General features: G+C 46.0%; 12 protein-coding genes. 9 read left to right on the top strand and 3 right to left on the bottom strand.

Annotated elements, in window-relative coordinates:
- Positions 1-45: 45 nt before the first annotated feature.
- From yfcC to GT360_RS20215, 7 genes are all read left to right on the top strand, one after another.
- Positions 46-1521 carry a putative basic amino acid antiporter YfcC gene (yfcC, locus tag GT360_RS20245; RefSeq protein ID WP_239502702.1) on the top strand — a complete coding sequence of 492 codons (1476 nt, stop codon included), beginning with the start codon at positions 46-48 and terminating at the stop codon, positions 1519-1521.
- 64 nt (positions 1522-1585) lie between these two features.
- Positions 1586-2587, top strand: a complete 1002-nt coding sequence (locus tag GT360_RS20240; RefSeq protein WP_164650743.1) for a succinylglutamate desuccinylase/aspartoacylase family protein — start codon at positions 1586-1588, stop codon at positions 2585-2587.
- A gap of 144 nt (positions 2588-2731) precedes the next feature.
- The gene (locus GT360_RS20235) at positions 2732-2953 is read left to right on the top strand and encodes a hypothetical protein (RefSeq protein WP_239502658.1); all 222 of its coding nucleotides are present in this window, start codon (positions 2732-2734) and stop codon (positions 2951-2953) included.
- A gap of 15 nt (positions 2954-2968) precedes the next feature.
- Positions 2969-3604: a YceH family protein gene (locus GT360_RS20230; protein ID WP_164650742.1), complete on the top strand. Its 636-nt coding sequence runs from the start codon at positions 2969-2971 to the stop codon at positions 3602-3604.
- Positions 3597-3899, top strand: a complete 303-nt coding sequence (locus tag GT360_RS20225) for a GIY-YIG nuclease family protein (protein ID WP_164650741.1) — start codon at positions 3597-3599, stop codon at positions 3897-3899. Before GT360_RS20230 ends, GT360_RS20225 begins: the two co-directional genes overlap by 8 nt.
- Before the next feature lie 63 nt (positions 3900-3962).
- Complete coding sequence (locus GT360_RS20220; protein ID WP_164650740.1) at positions 3963-5072, top strand: substrate-binding domain-containing protein; 1110 nt, start codon at positions 3963-3965, stop codon at positions 5070-5072.
- Between the two features lie 16 nt (positions 5073-5088).
- Complete coding sequence (locus GT360_RS20215; protein ID WP_164650739.1) at positions 5089-7653, top strand: LuxQ periplasmic sensor domain-containing protein; 2565 nt, start codon at positions 5089-5091, stop codon at positions 7651-7653.
- 33 nt (positions 7654-7686) lie between these two features.
- Here the strand turns inward: GT360_RS20215 and yccS are convergent, their stop codons facing one another.
- A complete protein-coding gene (gene yccS, locus GT360_RS20210) occupies positions 7687-9900 on the bottom strand; it encodes a YccS family putative transporter (protein WP_239502657.1) in 2214 nt (737 codons plus the stop codon).
- A 228-nt stretch (positions 9901-10128) separates the two neighbouring features.
- Between yccS and helD the strand changes: the two genes are divergently transcribed.
- Positions 10129-12204 carry a DNA helicase IV gene (helD, locus tag GT360_RS20205; RefSeq protein ID WP_164651181.1) on the top strand — a complete coding sequence of 692 codons (2076 nt, stop codon included), beginning with the start codon at positions 10129-10131 and terminating at the stop codon, positions 12202-12204.
- A gap of 38 nt (positions 12205-12242) precedes the next feature.
- On the opposite strand, the gene GT360_RS20200 is transcribed toward helD, so the two are convergent.
- Together GT360_RS20200 and torT are read right to left on the bottom strand one after the other, a co-directional pair.
- On the bottom strand, positions 12243-12698 hold the full coding sequence (locus GT360_RS20200; RefSeq protein WP_164650738.1) for a methylglyoxal synthase: 456 nt from the start codon (positions 12696-12698) through the stop codon (positions 12243-12245).
- A 96-nt stretch (positions 12699-12794) separates the two neighbouring features.
- A complete protein-coding gene (gene torT, locus GT360_RS20195) occupies positions 12795-13796 on the bottom strand; it encodes a TMAO reductase system periplasmic protein TorT (protein ID WP_164650737.1) in 1002 nt (333 codons plus the stop codon).
- 182 nt (positions 13797-13978) lie between these two features.
- Between torT and torS the strand changes: the two genes are divergently transcribed.
- Complete coding sequence (torS, locus tag GT360_RS20190) at positions 13979-16885, top strand: TMAO reductase system sensor histidine kinase/response regulator TorS (RefSeq protein WP_239502656.1); 2907 nt, start codon at positions 13979-13981, stop codon at positions 16883-16885.
- Position 16886 lies beyond the last annotated feature (1 nt).

Below are 16886 nucleotides of genomic sequence, written 5' to 3'. Positions count from 1 at the left end.
CACGTTGAGTCACAATCGGTGACGACTGAAAACAAAACATGGCAAATGCCAGACACATTAATTCTAATTTTTGTTGTCGGTATCCTAGCTAGCATCCTTACTTATTTTGTACCAGCTGGTCACTTTGATACCCAGCAAGTCTCTTATATTGCTGACGGCGTAGAGAAAACGCGTACCGTTATTGACCCGATGTCATTTAGTTACGCAACAGATGAGAACGGTGATCTGCAATACAACAAAGTAGGTTTATTCGCGTCAGGTGGTGGCATTGGATTAATGAACTTCCCATTTGAGGGGTTAGTTTCTGGCTCTAAATGGGGCAGCGCGATTGGCGTCATCATGTTCATGTTAGTGATCGGTGGTGCGTTTGGTGTGGTGATGCGCACAGGTACCATTGATAACGGTATTTTGCGCCTAATTGATAAGACCAAGGGCAGTGAGTCTTTATTTATTCCAGTTCTGTTCTTCTTGTTTTCGCTGGGCGGTGCCGTTTTCGGTATGGGCGAAGAGGCGGTTGCGTTTGCAATTATTATCGCTCCATTAATGGTTCGCCTTGGTTATGATGGTATCACCACTGTGATGGTGACTTACGTTGCGACACAAATTGGTTTCGCCACATCATGGATGAACCCATTCTCAGTGGCGATTGCTCAAGGTATTGCTGGTGTGCCGGTTTTATCAGGCATGCAGATGCGTATGGTGATGTGGGTAGCTTTCACTTTGATTGGTATTGCCTTTACCATGATGTACGCCTCGCGTATTAAAGCGAACCCAGAGCTTTCACACAGTTATGGCAGTGATGCACACTTCCGCCAACAAGACATTGGTAATCAAGACTCTCGTTGGAACCTTGGCGATACGCTCGTTATCCTAACCGTGTTTGCAACCACAGTATGGGTCGTTTGGGGTGTAGTAGCTCACGCTTGGTATATTCCTGAGATCGCGTCTCAGTTCTTCACAATGGGCTTTGTCGCCGGTATCATTGGCGTTGTTTTCCGCCTAAATGGTATGACAGTCAACGACATCGCAGCGTCATTTAAAGAAGGTGCAGGTGTTATGTTGGCTCCTGCATTACTAGTAGGTTGTGCCAAGGGTGTACTACTGATTCTTGGCGGCGGGTCTACCGATGAAGTCAGTGTGTTGAACTCGATTCTTAACAGTGCTGGTGGCGTCATTAGTGGCTTACCTGAAGCAGGTGCGGCTTGGTTAATGTATGTTTTCCAGTCCATCTTCAACTTCTTCGTGACGTCAGGCTCTGGCCAGGCTGCACTAACGATGCCTCTACTTGCGCCGCTTGCTGATATCGCTGGTGTGACGCGTCAAGTTGCGGTTCTTGCTTTCCAATTGGGTGATGGTTTCACTAACATCATCGTACCGACTTCTGCTTCTCTAATGGCGACCCTGGGTGTGTGCCGTATTGATTGGGGTAATTGGGCAAAATTCTGTTGGCGCTTTATCTTACTGCTGTTCACTCTATCGAGCATCGTGGTAGTATCAGCACATCTGTTAGGCTTCTCGTAAGCCTTTCAAACCACATTCATTTTAGGGCGAGTTATCTCGCCCTTTTTATTGGAGAAATACAACTATGGCGACGGTTCGCTCAGGCGATATTGTTCAAGGTAAATCGGTTATTGAGCAGTTGAATGTTCTTGACCTTCCAATCGGCTCTCATCAATTTTGGTTCCAGGCGGGCTCTAATGCTATCGCACAACCTTACCTGCTGCCTGTTACTGTATTTAAAGGCGCTCAAGAGGGACCAAGAGTCATGGTGACCGCGGGGGTACATGGCGACGAGCTCAATGGTGTACTTTCTGCTCAACAGCTTATCCGTTCGTTGGGTAACGTTGAAGTTAAAGGTACCATTACCATTGTATCAATGATAAACCTGCCGGGTATGCTCAATCATAGTCGTGATTTTCATAGTTCTGACCCTGATGCCTCTCCAAGTAACCTAAACCGTTTTTTCCCAGGCAATGCGAATGGCGATGCGGCTAATCGCTTTATTGATGCGGTTTGGTGCAAGCTGCTGAAGCCCAATGCTGACTGTGCTATCGATCTGCACACTCAAACCAGCGGTGCGGTTTACCCACTTTATGTCTTTGCAGATTATCGTTTACCTGAAGCCCTGCAAATGGCTCGTCTGATGAACCCAGATTGTATTCTTGATGATCCCGGCGATGATGGTGTTTTGGAAACTCTATGGAATCGAAGCCTAGTGCCAAGTATCACAGTGGAAGTCGGTATGGGTAAAGTCACTCAGCAAGCCCTCATAGACCGTTCAGTAGAAGGAATGGAGAACATCCTCAAATACATCGGTTTACTGGATGGAGAACCGACACAGCCTCCGTTTGAATGTCGCGAAGGTAAAACCATTACCAGTATTCGCGCTAAACAGGGTGGCTTTGTATTGCCGCAAGTGGAGCTATTGAGTGATGTCAGCTCAGGCGATATCGTTGCGTTACAATACGATGCATTTGGTCAACTGGTTGAAACCTATTGTGCGCCAAATGACGGTAAAGTGCTGAGTTTCAATGTGGACTCAATGCGCGAACCCGGTGCGCTGGTGGTTAGGTTGCTCTCTGACTAGCAAAAACTCGATAAACGCATGCTCAGGCATGCGTTTTTTCGTTTTGAGTGCCGATAAAATGTCCAACTACAATTACGCAACATTGTTCCTCTCCCTATCTATAGCTATGATGGAGGAAATGAAACGGCACTATGTCTATAACAAATGAATTCTATCAAACAGCTTAACCAAGAAATTGGCTATGTTGCTCATCAATCAGAGCCTGTTAAACCGCAAACCCCACCAGAAGCTTTGAAGTTGCGAAAGTCTTATCAGGGCGCTCGAAAGTGGGTTGAAGCGACAGAGGTAGAACTGCAGCGCTCTCGTATCATGATGGTTGATGAAAAGGGTAACATGCGCCCACTCAATCTCTACCCAGAACATTAGAAAAGGATAACTACAATGACAATCGTTCTCTCGCCTATTGAAGCCCGTATTATTGGCTGTCTGATTGAAAAAGAAGTCACGACACCAGACTATTATCCTCTAACGCTCAACAGCCTTACGTCAGCCTGTAATCAGAAAAGTAATCGCGAGCCTGTTATGTCTTTGACATCGGATGAAATCAAGATCGCAGTCGAGGGCTTGATTGCAAAGCGACTGGTTAGCGATGAAAGTGGATTCAATAGTCGTGCGAATAAGTTCCAGCATCGTTTTTGCAACACAGAATTTGGCGATTTTCACTTAACAAAGCAGGAAAAAGGCATCGCTTGCTGCATGTTACTTCGCGGCGCTCAGACTCCAGGAGAGCTACGCACTCGCACCAGTCGTCTGTGTGAGTTCTCTGATGTAAAAGAAGTTGAACAAGTTCTAACGAATATGGCAGAGCGCGAAGGTGGTCCTCTCGTGGTTAAGCTTCCAAGAGAAGCGGGTAAGCGTGAGTCTCGCTATCAGCATTTGTTCTGTGGTGAAGTTGATATTTCGGAGTTAGAGACGGCTGTGCCAACCAACGCTAAAGATGCTCGAATTGCGGAGTTGGAGCAGGAAGTGGCAGAGCTAAAAGCTAAGATCGTAGATTTGGAATCTCAGCTTGGTTAGTTCTCAACAAGCAAACCAAGGGAAGTCCCCTTGGTTTGTTTATCTGATTCGGACAAAAAATAATACTCTATACTGTGGAGTAACCACAGACATCTCACGACGCTTTGCACAGCACTGCAGCGGCAAAGGAGCGAAAGCCTTGAAAGGAAAAGCCCCTTTATTACTAGAGTGGTCGGTGCAGGTTGGCTATTCACGTAGCGAAGCTCAAAAGTGGGAATACAAAATCAAGCAGCTGTCTAAGTCGCGCAAAGAAGCTTTAATCTTGGGGGAATGGCAACTCAACAATCTAGAGTAAGATATTGGGTTTTCACTCCGCTCTCTGCGATTGAAGTCGAACGAAATATAAGAAGAAAATTTGATGAGAAAGTACCTAACTTCAGCGGCGTTATCGATATTGGCATTTGGTGCAAATGCTGACCACCATACACTGCAAGTCCTGAGTGAATACTGGCAGTATGATGAATTTTTAGATCAGTTTCCTGCCCAACGCGCTTTGACTGAAAAACTCAATAAAACAGTACAAGCTGACGCATCACCTTTGAAAACTGAACAAAAAAAGCCGATTTCAATTTCGGTGGTTTATCCTGGCCAACAAGTATCAGATTATTGGGTGCGCAACATAAGCGCCTTTGAGCAGCGTATGGACGAGCTTGGGATCGAGTATCAGATAAATCAGGTATTTACTCGTCCTAATGTTGATCTAAGGCAGCAGAGTGTTTCTTTGATGGAGGCTCTTAAAAATAAGTCTGATTATCTCATTTTTACGTTAGATACCACTCGTCATCGTAAATTCATTGAGCATGTATTAAGCTCCGGAGAAACTAAGCTTATTCTTCAAAACATCACTACTCCTTTAAGGGAGTGGGATGAACTTCAGCCATTTATGTATGTTGGCTTCGACCATATCAAAGGAACACAGCTTTTGGTTGAACACTTCAAAAATGTCTTCCCTGAAGGAAATAGTAACTATTCGGTGATTTATCGCTCAGAGGGTTATGTTAGTGAAGCAAGGGGCTCTACTTTCATCAACCAAATGTCACATAGCGGTCACTATAACCTAGCGTCCTCTTATTACACGGATGCAAGCCGAGAATCGGGCTATCAAACTACACTCACCATACTGGAGCAAAATAGGGATATCGATTTTATTTATGCAAGCGCAACAGATGTGGCTTTGGGAGCGGTAGATGCTTTGAAAGAAATGGGGCGCACTGATGTTTACATTAATGGTTGGGGGGGAGGCACAGCGGAGCTTCAAGCCCTAGCGAATGATGACCTCGATGTAACAGTTATGCGAATGAATGACGATACAGGTATCGCAATGGCTGAGGCTATTAAATGGGACATACAAGGAGAGTCTGTTCCAACGGTTTACTCTGGTGACTTTAAACTTATTACGTCGGAAGCGGACGACAATGAAATACGGTATTTGAAGCAAAAAGCTTTTCGTTATTCTAACCGTGATTAAGTGAGGCGACGCTCGAATGAGTATGTTTAATCCGCGTAAGCGACGTCGACCCTTTACCACACTGATCACTCAGTCGGTCTTTGTGTTGATCTCGGTATTTGCATGTTTGATCCTGTTTCAAAATTACTATGTTTCAAATGAGGTCATTAGTCGTGAAGCATCCAGGGCTCACATGCAGACGTCGACACTCATTCAGGGGCTGTTTAATTTTCGCCTGGATGCACTTGAAATTCAGCAAGATACCATTGGCCGTAGTGATTCTCTGGTGAAAGCAATACGAGATGATCAGCGTACCGACATCGACCGCCTTTTCGCAGGCCTCGATAATATAGATTCGAACTTGATTCCCGATATCAGGGTCATCACTCGTGGGAACGATGTTTATTGGGATGATACCAACCACGGCTTTTACGGTATCTCTGACCGCTCATTGCTTAATTTGACTCAACGCCTCGGACAGACCAAGCATTGGTATTTGGCACAGACGCCCTCTCAACTTGGTACTCGCTATATCTTGATGCGCCGCTCTCCAATCGTGGATACACGATCTGGAGAGCTTGTCGCCATGTTGAACATTGGCTTGGTGCTTAACAACAACCTCTCTTTAATGGTCATGTTGCGTGATGGCAGCAACTCACAGGATGTGATGTTAGCAGTGGGCTCAACGGTTATCGCGTCAAGTTTCAACAAAAAGCCGGAGTATGATCAGCTCGATATTTTGCTTAGTCATGCTGATGCTCAAAATCAATACAGCCTCAATGGCAGTATATCGGTCAATAAAACCGATCTTGTCTTGAATGATACGCCAACTTTTTTGAGTGTCTTCACTATCCGAAACTCCCCTGCGGCAACGCTATTAGTTCGAAGCCATTTTATTACCGCTATAGCCCTGTTCGGCATTTTGCTTGGCATACTCTTTTGGGGACGCTACTGGTTGAAGAAGAAAGTGGCAAGAGAACTTGACCTGTTGATGAACTACACCAGTGATATTGTCGAGCATCGTGTGGTCAAGCGCTATGAGGGCTCTGCCATTATTGAGTTCGATCGTCTTGGTAACGTCATAGAAAATGCCTTTGCGCGCTTGAATGAGCAAGAAAAGTTGTTTGAAGACCTATTTAACTTTTCATTGTCACCAAGTATCGTTTGGAACGCGAATGGTCAGGTAGTGAGTATGAACCCTGTCGCCAAGCACCAGTTTGGTAGTGATATCGAAGGCACGGCATCTTATGCTCAACTGATCGAGGTTCTACTGCCTCATGTGTTGCAGGTCGTAGAAGGCGAAACGGTGATTGGCGTTAACACGTCTATTGGCAAAGATACCTATCGTTGGAATATCTCGTCGATCTTTATTGAAAACGGCCAGCAACAGATTATCGCTCAAGCTCAGAATATATCGTCACTCATTGAAGCCGAGCGACAAACCCAGCTCGCAAAAGAAGCGGCGGAAGAGAGTGCTCGGGTACGGGCTGACTTCCTTGCGAAAATGAGCCACGAGCTAAGAACGCCACTCAACGGTATTATTGGCGTCTCCCAACTGCTTCAATATGGCTTGTCAAAAGAACAGCATCAAAAGTATGTCGATATCTTATGCCAAAGTGGTGAGCACTTGCTAGCGGTACTGAACGACATTCTCGATTTTTCAAAAATCGAGCAAGGTCAATTTAGTATCCAGCCGACACTATTTAAATTACTCGAGAGTTGTAGAGCGGTTGAACAGATTTATACCCCACTGTGTGAGGAAAAAGGGATTCAGCTCAGAGTGCGCATGAATGCCGCGCCAGATTTGATGATAGTGACAGACCAAGTCCGTCTAAATCAGATTCTCTTTAACCTTGTGAGTAACGCGGTGAAGTTTACCGACAAAGGTGGAGTGAATGTTCTTGTTCAGGTCCTTAGCACAGATAAGATGACGATTGAGGTTACTGATACGGGGATTGGTGTTGATGACGGTGAGCTAGGCAAAATTTTTGAACCTTTTGTGCAGTTGGAATCCTCTCTAAAACGGCAGCATGGCGGCAGTGGTTTAGGGCTAGCGATTGTTAATAGTCTAGTTGAACTTCTTGGCGGGAAAATGCGTGTTGAGAGCGAAGTCGGTAAGGGTACAACCTTTACGTTAACACTGCCGATCAAAGCACAAAGCCGCGCTGAGAATACGATGGCACTGCCTCATCTACCCCACTCACAGATCTTCTTTGATGGAAAAGTTCGCGTGTTATTGGTGGAGGACAACAACACCAATGCGTTTATCGCACAAGCTTTTTGTGAAAAGTTTGGCATGAAGGTAGAGTGGGTCGTTGATGGGATTAAAGCGATTGATGCGATGAGATCACAGTCATTTGACCTGGTATTGATGGATAATCAACTGCCCGAGATGAATGGTATCGAGGCAACACGCTATATTCGCCAAGAGCTGAACAACGAAACGCCAATCTTTGCTTGTACCGCAGATGGATTAGATGAGACGCGCAATGCGTTTATGGTCGCTGGCGCAAACTATGTATTGCTAAAACCATTGAAAGAGAGAGCCCTGATTGATGCGCTGAAGTTATTTAAACAGAACTTTCATCAACAAAAGGAGTAAGCTCGAAACCATAGAGCTTACTCTGTGTAACGGTTAGTTCAATGGCTGATCTGTTTTATTAATGGGCTCAAGCCTGGCTGAAAACTTGCTGGCTAAAGACTGCATCTCAGGCATCATGCGATAAATCAAATGCAGTTGCTGCAGTATCATTTTCACCGAGTTCTCATCTTCTTCTCGCCACTCAGAAAGTCGCTTTTCAATCGCGCTATCGTAAGATGGCTGCTCGTGAGTATCCGTATTACTGCCACTTAGCTTCAAGTACAGGCTCTCTAGCTGCTGATGGATAAAGCGGTGTGCTTCCAAGATCAGTTGATGGGTTGACTCGTCATCTATTCTGCTGCGATGGGCTCCCATCGCTGAGATATAGCTCAGTAGCGCATGGTTTAATGTGAGAAAACGAAAACTCTCCTCAACGGCCCCTCTATAACGTCCTGGTTCAACCAGCATCGCGTTAATTGCAGCGTTAAGCGCCGCATCGTGGTTATGGGCTTGTCGACGAGCAATACGGTAGTTGAGGCTATCTTTCTTCCCGATACGATACTGACCAATGACTTGCGCAAGATAGCTGTTGTTGCTTTTTAGGGCATCAGCCATCACTCGGTGCAGACGCTTCGATTGCCAGTCTGGCAAGATGAGACTGACTGCGCCGACGGCCAACGCACAGCCTATGAGTGTATCCGCCAGACGCGGTAAAACTACGGCATAGCCTTCACCAAGTTGGTTGAAACAGAACAGCACCAGTAGTGTGATGAATCCGGTGGCATAACTGTAATTGTTGATTCTGAAGGCAAAGAAGAGTAACCCGCTCAACACGATAAACACGAGCTGACTCTCTTGTGAAGGGAATACGGTGAGTAACGGTACACCTACGAGTAGGCCCGCAATCGTGCCTATAACTCGTGAAGTGAGCTTTTGGCGAGTTGCGCTGTAATTGGGCTGGCAGACAAACAAGGTGGTCAGCAAGATCCAGTATCCACGCTCCAAGCCTAACGATTGAATGATACCGTAGCCTAGGCTCAGAGCGAGTGAAAGGCGGATAGCGTGGCGAAACAGGATAGAATCTTTATTAAAGTTTGCTTTGATGCGTAGCCACATTGCTTTCAATGTATGCGGGTCAGTATCGTCAAGTTGATCATCTTCTTGAGCCACGCTATCGTTCTGATTAATCGAGCTAAATAGTTTCTCAACCATCGTTAGATTGTTAAATAGATAGCCGAGTTGAGCCAACGAAATACGAGAAGAGTCGCCAGTGACGTTGCGGATATCGGTATCACGCAAATATTGAATAGAACTTTGTAGCTCATCAAGCGCGACAATTGAATCACCCGAGTGCTGGTACTCTTCATTTAACTGAATAGACTGTGCTAATTCGCGGCAAGCTTTAGCTTGAGTTTCAAGTAGGTACTTAAAACGAAACATCACATCAGAGCGTTGAAAATCTTGTGCGAGCTCTTGATATCGATAATGGCTCGAGCTGACACGCTCATGAATATCTTGAGCGAGAAAGTAGATGGTTAAGAAACGGCGATGACTACTGTGTATATGCCCGCGCTTTGAGCGCGATAACAGAGTGTTTTTACATTGGTTCAACGCATCGACGGTGGCTGAATTATATTTGGCTTCAGCAAGGCGGTGTGGCTGCGGTGTAAGATTAGAAAGAGGGTGAAATAACTGGCTCTTTGCATCAAGGTAATCAGCCAAGCGAAAGAAAACATTGGCGGCACTTTGCTGAATCGGCTGTGACGGTGCCATTCCTTGCCAAAGCATCGACATGACGAAATACCAGGCTGCGCCACACAGCAGCCAAGTAGGTTGAAACCAAAGGTTCGGACTCTCTTGTGCACCTAGCATCGTGTAGATAGCAATGAGTATTGAACCAAAGGCGATGCTCGCGTACCTCGGGCCTATGGCGCCCAGCATAATAAAGCCAAAGCTTGAGAGTGCTAGCCCCAACACAAAAAACAGAGGGTAGGGAAATAAAAGCTCGACGGACAGAGATGCGATAGCAAAACAAAATAGGGTTAGGAGAATGGCTTTAAGCCTGCCAGTAAAACTGTCATCACTTTCTGACAACGCCGCTGCAATCACGCCAAGAATAAGGGGAATAATCAGTGTTTTTAGATTGAAATACCAACAAGGGATCACCACACCAAGCAAGGTAATCAGTATTAGAATACTGTAGTTAAACGTTTTATTTGCCCAGTAGAGTTGAAATTGTTGTGACAGAGAGCGGATTGTTAACGGCACAAGTTATCCATATTTATGCATCAAATTGAGAGTATTGTACCGACTCTCCTTGCCAGCTCAAGGTGTTAGTGACTGAATCAACGAGTCATTAAGCCTTTGAACTTGAACAGTAGACCTTAATTAAAGTGGAGGAATCACACAGCTCTGACGTTGATGTTTTGTTTGTGTAATTAGTCCGTTATATACTCGGACTATTATTTGTACCATTCAGTCAGTATTTTCATTGTCATGCAGTTAAGTGCTAGTTCCACCGCTCGTTTCTTTGCTCAGAATGAATACCAACATGTCGCGATCGACGGCACAGAGTTGGTGATTTCATCCCCCCTGCTCGAAGAGCGTATCCCTTTTCATGTTTGGAATGGAAATGTCGAGGTAAAGCGAGGCTTTGTCTGGGGTTCACTGGTGTTCTATGCTCACCCAGAAGATGAGCAGCAGACGGCGTGGTGTGTGCAAGGGCTACCTTGGGAGCGCTGTCGTAAGTTCGCTCAACAGGCGGTGCTGTGTTATCAAGAGTGGCACAATAAACAGTGCGAGCAATTGAATATCTGTCTTCCCCAGTGGGAAGCAGAGTTGCATCGACTTAAACATCTGCCTGAATTTCTTCCGCATTCACTGGTAAAAAAATGGAGTGAGCAGGTGGTTAGCGACTTGACTGAGATGAATATGTCTCTGGAAGAAGCTGAACACCACAAAGCCCAGCGCATTGAACATCTCTCTTCATGGTTACTAGAAGCACATCAACAAGTGATCGAACGTAATGACGCGTGGATCGCCAAAGAGCGCCCAAATTGGGAAGTGCTCTTTAAACAAATTGAATCCTCACCACTGAATGAAACTCAGCAGCATGCGGTACTGCTTAACGATAATCACAATTTAGTTCTGGCTGGGGCAGGCTCTGGTAAGACGAGTGTTTTGACTGCGCGCGTTGCTTATTTGCTGCAAAGCCATCTTGCCAATGCAGAAGATATTTTATTGCTCGCCTTTGGTCGAGATGCGGTGGATGAGATGTCATCTAGGTTGGCAGACAAAGTGGGTTTAGCGGCGGACGCAGTGACAGTGAACACCTTTCATCAACTGGGGATGCGTATTTTACGCGAAGTCGATGGCGAAATGCCCAAACTCAGCCCACTAGCGACTGACGACAAGCTACGCCAAGCGTGGTGTATCGACTGGCTAAAGAAACACTGGATGACACCAGCCAACTTCAAACGCTGGCAGAAACACCTATCTAACTGGCCAATTGCCTACCTAGCGGGTGATGACGAGCTTGGGAGTAATGTTGAAAACCCGAAGTTGATTGCTTGGTTGGATACGCAACTTTCTCAGTTAGGCGCGATGGCAAAAAATAAGAAAGATATTCAAGAGCTGCTGGTGTCACACCCAGAATACTCTCGCTTAAACAGTGAATTAGCCTTGGTTTGGCCGTGTTATCAAGCTTGGAAACAAACCCTTAAGGAGACGGGCGAGATTGACTTTAATGTGATGATAAGCCGCGCCACGCAGTATGTCAGCAGAGGGCGATTTAAATCGCAATGGCGTCATATTATGGTGGATGAATATCAAGACATTTCACCCCAGCGCTTGGCATTGATCGAAGCGCTATGTCATTCCAAACATGTCGATGCAGTCCGTCTGTTTGCCGTTGGTGACGATTGGCAATCCATCTATCAGTTTACTGGCTCAGACGTTAACTTGACGACGGGTTTCGCTGAGCGTTTTACCCATTCAACGATACATCATCTTGATACCACCTACCGTTTTAACCAGAAAATCGGCGAAGTGGCGAATCGTTTTATTCAGGCCAACCCAATCCAACTGAAGAAAACCTTAAACAGCGCCAAAGAAACCAAACAGGCGAGTGTGTTTGTCGCTCCTCAGAGTCGAATTGAGCACGCTTTGGATGAACTTAATCGCCATACGAACAAGAAAAAGTCTGTGTTGATTCTGGGACGCAATCACTACCATCAACCAGAGCACTTATCTACGTGGCAAAAGTCGTTTGCTCATCTGGACATTCGTTACATGACTTGTCATGCCAGTAAAGGCAAAGAAGCCGATTATGTGTTTGTGGTTAATGTGGATGAGGGGCAGCTACCCGCGAAAGTCAAAACACTTCATTTAGACAGTGCTGTTGTGCAAAGCGATGATGATTTTGCGCATGCAGAAGAGCGTCGATTGTTCTACGTTGCGTTGACTCGAGCAAAAGAGAAAGTGTGGGTAATGTATAAAACCTCACCATCTGTGTTTGTGAAAGAACTTATCGAAGACGATTACGAGGTTGAGGTAATAGAAAGCCGAGCATAAGGCTCGGCTCATTGTCGTATCTTTATCAGTTGCGCGTGTTAGGTACGATCGGCTAAGTACTTCTCGTAATCTGGGATCTCGATAACGACTTCAGATTTGAGCAGGTTTGAGGACACCATGAAGTTTGCTGATGCGCGGTTGGTGGCTACTGGAATGTTCCATACACTCGCAATACGCAGTAGCGCTTTCACATCAGGGTCATGAGGTACGGCATTAAGTGGGTCCCAGAAGAAGATTAGCATGTCAATTTTGCCTTCTGAAATCAATGCACCGAGCTGTTGGTCACCTCCCATTGGACCGCTGATAAAGCTCTTGATCGCCAGTCCTGTTTCTTTACTTAGCATGTGGCCTGTTGTGCCGGTCGCATAAAGAAAGTGCCCTTGCAGCTTCTCTTTTTGCTCTTGTACCCAACGTAATAGTTCCGGTTTGTAGTTGTCATGTGCCACAAGTGCGATGTGTTTGTGAGCAGGCATGGTGCGAGTCGTTTTTTCCATGTAGCAATGTATCCTAAATGATTTCTATCTATTTTCGATTATGCGCAAAGCGAGTGACATTTTCATTAGCTATATTTCGTTATCCACGTACGAAGATCAAGGAGTTGAGAAAAAAGTCGGTCGATACTCTGATGGAGAAAGAGACTCCTCCTGCTGAAAACTACTCAGTTTATGAGGTGTAAGCCCCTGAATACTGATAGGAATTGAGTGATCAATACTGCCATCATTCAGATACGAAATCGCTTGGCGTATAGAAGCTCGACCTTGCCGCACCATGTGATCGGTTGGAGCAAATTCAACCTTGTTTCTAACTAGTCCTCGATAGACCCCATGACTTAAATAGGTAGCGATTAATCCTATGTCGCTATATTGCTTGCCTCGAAGCTCGCTAATGGCGGCTTCAATAGCAACGGCACTACCGTAGATGTAGTCGATCTCGTCGTACTTCTCTAGCAGTTTCTGGATCAGGTTACGCTGGAGTTCTTTGTCATTATCCCCCCAGTAAGTGGCAATAATCTCAACATCTTGGTGCTGTATCGCGTCATAAAAGCCCTGAAGTACAGGCTTGGTACCACCACTCGATTTGGGCCCAGGCAGCAGAGCAACTTTGATTGGCTGAGGCTGCTTTTCTGCCTGCTGCGCTAAAAACTGGCCGGAGAGAAAGCCCATGCCATGCCAATCAACCCCGATGGTCGATTTGAGTATTGGTTGGTTGTCACTATCTAATTCTAGGTAGTTGACGACGGCAAACACGGGAATATCGTACGTTAGTTGCTGCAGATCATGTTGGTAAGCGGTAGGAGATACGGAACCGAGTAATATCGCATCTGCCCCCCACTCGCGGCAGGCGATAAGTTGTTCTTGTTGTTTTTCGATATTGTCATAACTGCCAGATTCGAACACGCGCAAGGTAACTTGTTGTTTCCGAGCTTCATCCACCATGCCGTAATTGACCGATAACCAATAGGAGTCCTTGAGGTGCGGATATACCGCGCACAGTTTTGTCGACTGCCCCCAGACATTAGCACTCACTCCTAAAATGGAGACGAGTAACCCTAGTTTTGTTGTCAGGTTGGATGAGAGCAAACTTGTCAGCATAAACGTGTTACATTAATCAACAGTGAATAACCATAGTAAAAGCATACCAATTCCTTCTCTTAATGATAGTGATTCGAGGCGAAACCGATAAGGATTATCCTTTAGAGGGATAAGGTTACTGTGAAATAGGGTTTTATAGAGGCTATTTTGTTGATTTTTCGACCATTAGGTAAACGATTGATATGAGCATGTTCAATACCCACAGCATCGGTGGTCGGCTGTTGATGGCGTTTGCTGCGATGGCACTGCTCGTACTCGCTTCTGCTTCGATCGGGGTTGTTGGTTTTAGTTTAGTGTCAAAAACAGAGCGCAATGTCGTGACGAAAGCGATTCCTTCAATGATTGAAGCGCGACAAGTTGCCGAGCTAAGTGCAAGAATGGTTTCTTCAGTCCAGTTATTGGCCAACGCACAAACTGAACTGGAGCGTCAACAAGCTGGGCAGCAGCTCTTTACCAAGTTGGAATCTCTTCTAAACCATATCCGTGCGCTGGGAGCGGACTCTTTTGATACCGAACTTCTTAATCAGCTTGAGGTTAATGTCGAGAGCATCATTGATACACTGGCTAATTTGGGAATAGCAGTTGAAAAACGACTATTACTGTCTGAAGACATTCATCAGCGTCTACTGTTGATGAGAGAAGTGGGCCGAGAGCTAGAGGGGCTAACGAGAACCCAAGTATTGAATACCAGTACGGTTGCTGTTGCCAATGTGACGCAAATATACGGTTTGGTGAACTCGAGTGACCAAGAAGAGGTGTACAACGCACTGGATAACCTAGTTGAAGTCGATCTAGATCTTAGCGACCGATTACATGAGCTGCACCTGCTCGCCTTTCAAATACTCAATCAAATAGAAGAACTGCGTTCAGCCACTGATGCTCAGCGGATTGCAGATATTCGTCACTCATATAATGATAATCTCACGATAATGCAGCGACGTGTTTCTGCCGTTGAAGATCCGACGAGACATCAACAAATGGTGAGTATTATTGATGACTTGCAAGCGAAACAGATCGTATTCGAACTGATCGCTCAAAGAGAGTCAAACAGCGCACAATCGCAGACATTCTTGTCTAACGCGCTTGAACAATTTGCCGCTCTGAACCAGACGGTCAGCCAGCTGGTGGATGAGTCGAATCAAGTGACCACAGATTCTGTTGTCGATTTAAAGCAGACTCTAGAGCAAGCACGTTTGACTCTGGCCGTTCTCGGTATTTTGGGCCTAATCATTGTCGGCTTTATTATCTGGAAGCTGGTCTATGTGTCGGTAATTCAACGTCTTGACCGTTACTCCAGCTCTCTAGCTGCCATATCAGATGGACAATACCCCGATGATGTCCCAACTTCGGGGAGTGATGAGCTATCACAAATGGGTAAGGCGATCAACAAAGCGCGCGACACGTCTAAAGCTTTGTCTGTTTTGGTAGAGAAAGAAGCGGCGGCGCGAGGTGCATTAGAGCAGCACAAATCGCAGCTAGAAGACTTAGTGTTTGAGCGAACTCATCAGTTGCAACAGAGTAATGAGCGCTTGAACAGTGAGGTCGTGAATCACGCCCGAGCACGTCAAGAGGCCGAATCGGCCAACAAAGCGAAATCTGCTTTCCTCGCAACCATGAGTCATGAAATACGCACGCCTTTGAATGGTGTATTGGGGACAACTCAGTTGCTACGCGAGGGAGAGTTATCACCCCAGCAAGCGCAGTATGTAGAGGTGATTAACCGAAGTGGTAGCAGTTTGCTGACAGTACTCAACGACGTATTGGATTACTCCAAAATAGAGGCGGGACACTTCTCTCTGCAATCTCGCGCTTTTGATTTGAAGCAGCTTGTCGAGGATGTCATTGGGTTGTTTCAAGCGCAGGCTGAGCATAAAGGTCTACAGCTTAGTGCGCAGATTGAATCTGATGTAGGGCGTTATTGGCAAGGAGATTCAGTACGCCTACACCAAGTGCTCAGCAACTTGATTAGCAATGCCGTTAAGTTTACTGAGCATGGGTATATTGACTTGTATATCAGCTTGGATGTAGAAGACGAAACGTCCCTTCGCTTCGAGGTTTCAGACTCTGGAGTAGGGATCAGAGCTGATGAACAAGCGCACCTTTTTGATCCGTTTAGCCAGTCTAAGTCAGGGCAGTCCAAGATAGGTGGAACAGGCCTCGGCTTAGCGATATGTCAAAAACTCGTTCAAGCGATGGGAAGCCAAATTGAACTGGCTTCTGAAGAGGGACAAGGAGCACAGTTCGCTTTTGCCTTGTCTTTGCCTAAGGCTTCTCAACAAGCGTTGCAGCAGTGTCAAAGCTACCCAAGTACCAGTTCGGAATCAGAGAGTTATCACATATTGTTGGTTGAAGATAACCCAGTCAACCAGCTGGTGGCTCAAGGCTTTTTGGTCAAACTTGGTCATAGCTATCAAATGGCAAAAGATAGCCATCAAGCGCGAGCGCTTCTGGCGTCGTCACGGTTTGACCTAGCCCTATTTGATATCAACCTACCTGATGGTACTGGTGTTGAGTTGCTTCAGTGGGCAAAAGAGCAAAAACTCAAAACAATGCCGATTCTGGCGGTATCAGCACATGTCTTTGAAGAGGAAGTGACTGAATACCTAGCTGCTGGTTTTGATGGGTTTGTTGGCAAGCCGATAGAGAAACGGAAACTGCATAACGCAATAGCATCTGTAATGGGGGAGGAAGTGTTTGTCACCTCGAAACCCGCAATCTCTGAGCCTGAATCGACAGCGGTAGCAGATACGAGTAGCAAATTGGATATCGAGACCCTAGCCAAAGACTATGAGGTATTAGGCAGAGCAAAGGTGCAGCAACTGATCGAGCTATTTGCTTCCACTAGTCAAGAGACCCTGCATGAGATGGACGCTTTAGCGGATGGAAAGGATAGAGAGACAGCTAGCCTAGCGCACAGACTCAAAGGGTCGGCGGCGAGTTTAGGTTTAACACGATTGGTTCAGCTATGTCTTGCTATTGAAAAGTCCCCTTTAGCATCAGCTGAATATCGCGCGAGCAGTGCAACGCTCTATAAAGCTCGCCAAGATGCGGTTGAATCACTGCAAATGTGGATTGATGGGCAACCATAAA

Source organism: Vibrio astriarenae (assembly GCF_010587385.1).
Lineage (GTDB): Bacteria > Pseudomonadota > Gammaproteobacteria > Enterobacterales > Vibrionaceae > Vibrio > Vibrio astriarenae.
The sequence above is the reverse complement of the archived record's forward strand: the minus strand, read 5'-3'. Positions and strand labels throughout refer to the sequence as shown.

Excerpts from the sequence above, each read along its gene's own strand:
- yfcC (WP_239502702.1), top strand. The coding sequence starts at position 46 with ATGCCAGACACATTAATTCTAATTTTTGTTGTCGGTATCCTAGCTAGC.
- GT360_RS20240 (WP_164650743.1), top strand. The coding sequence starts at position 1,586 with ATGGCGACGGTTCGCTCAGGCGATATTGTTCAAGGTAAATCGGTTATT.
- GT360_RS20235 (WP_239502658.1), top strand. The coding sequence starts at position 2,732 with ATGAATTCTATCAAACAGCTTAACCAAGAAATTGGCTATGTTGCTCAT.
- GT360_RS20230 (WP_164650742.1), top strand. The coding sequence starts at position 2,969 with ATGACAATCGTTCTCTCGCCTATTGAAGCCCGTATTATTGGCTGTCTG.
- GT360_RS20220 (WP_164650740.1), top strand. The coding sequence starts at position 3,963 with ATGAGAAAGTACCTAACTTCAGCGGCGTTATCGATATTGGCATTTGGT.
- GT360_RS20215 (WP_164650739.1), top strand. The coding sequence starts at position 5,089 with ATGAGTATGTTTAATCCGCGTAAGCGACGTCGACCCTTTACCACACTG.
- helD (WP_164651181.1), top strand. The coding sequence starts at position 10,129 with ATGCAGTTAAGTGCTAGTTCCACCGCTCGTTTCTTTGCTCAGAATGAA.
- GT360_RS20200 (WP_164650738.1), bottom strand. The coding sequence starts at position 12,698 with ATGGAAAAAACGACTCGCACCATGCCTGCTCACAAACACATCGCACTT.
- torT (WP_164650737.1), bottom strand. The coding sequence starts at position 13,796 with ATGCTGACAAGTTTGCTCTCATCCAACCTGACAACAAAACTAGGGTTA.
- torS (WP_239502656.1), top strand. The coding sequence starts at position 13,979 with ATGAGCATGTTCAATACCCACAGCATCGGTGGTCGGCTGTTGATGGCG.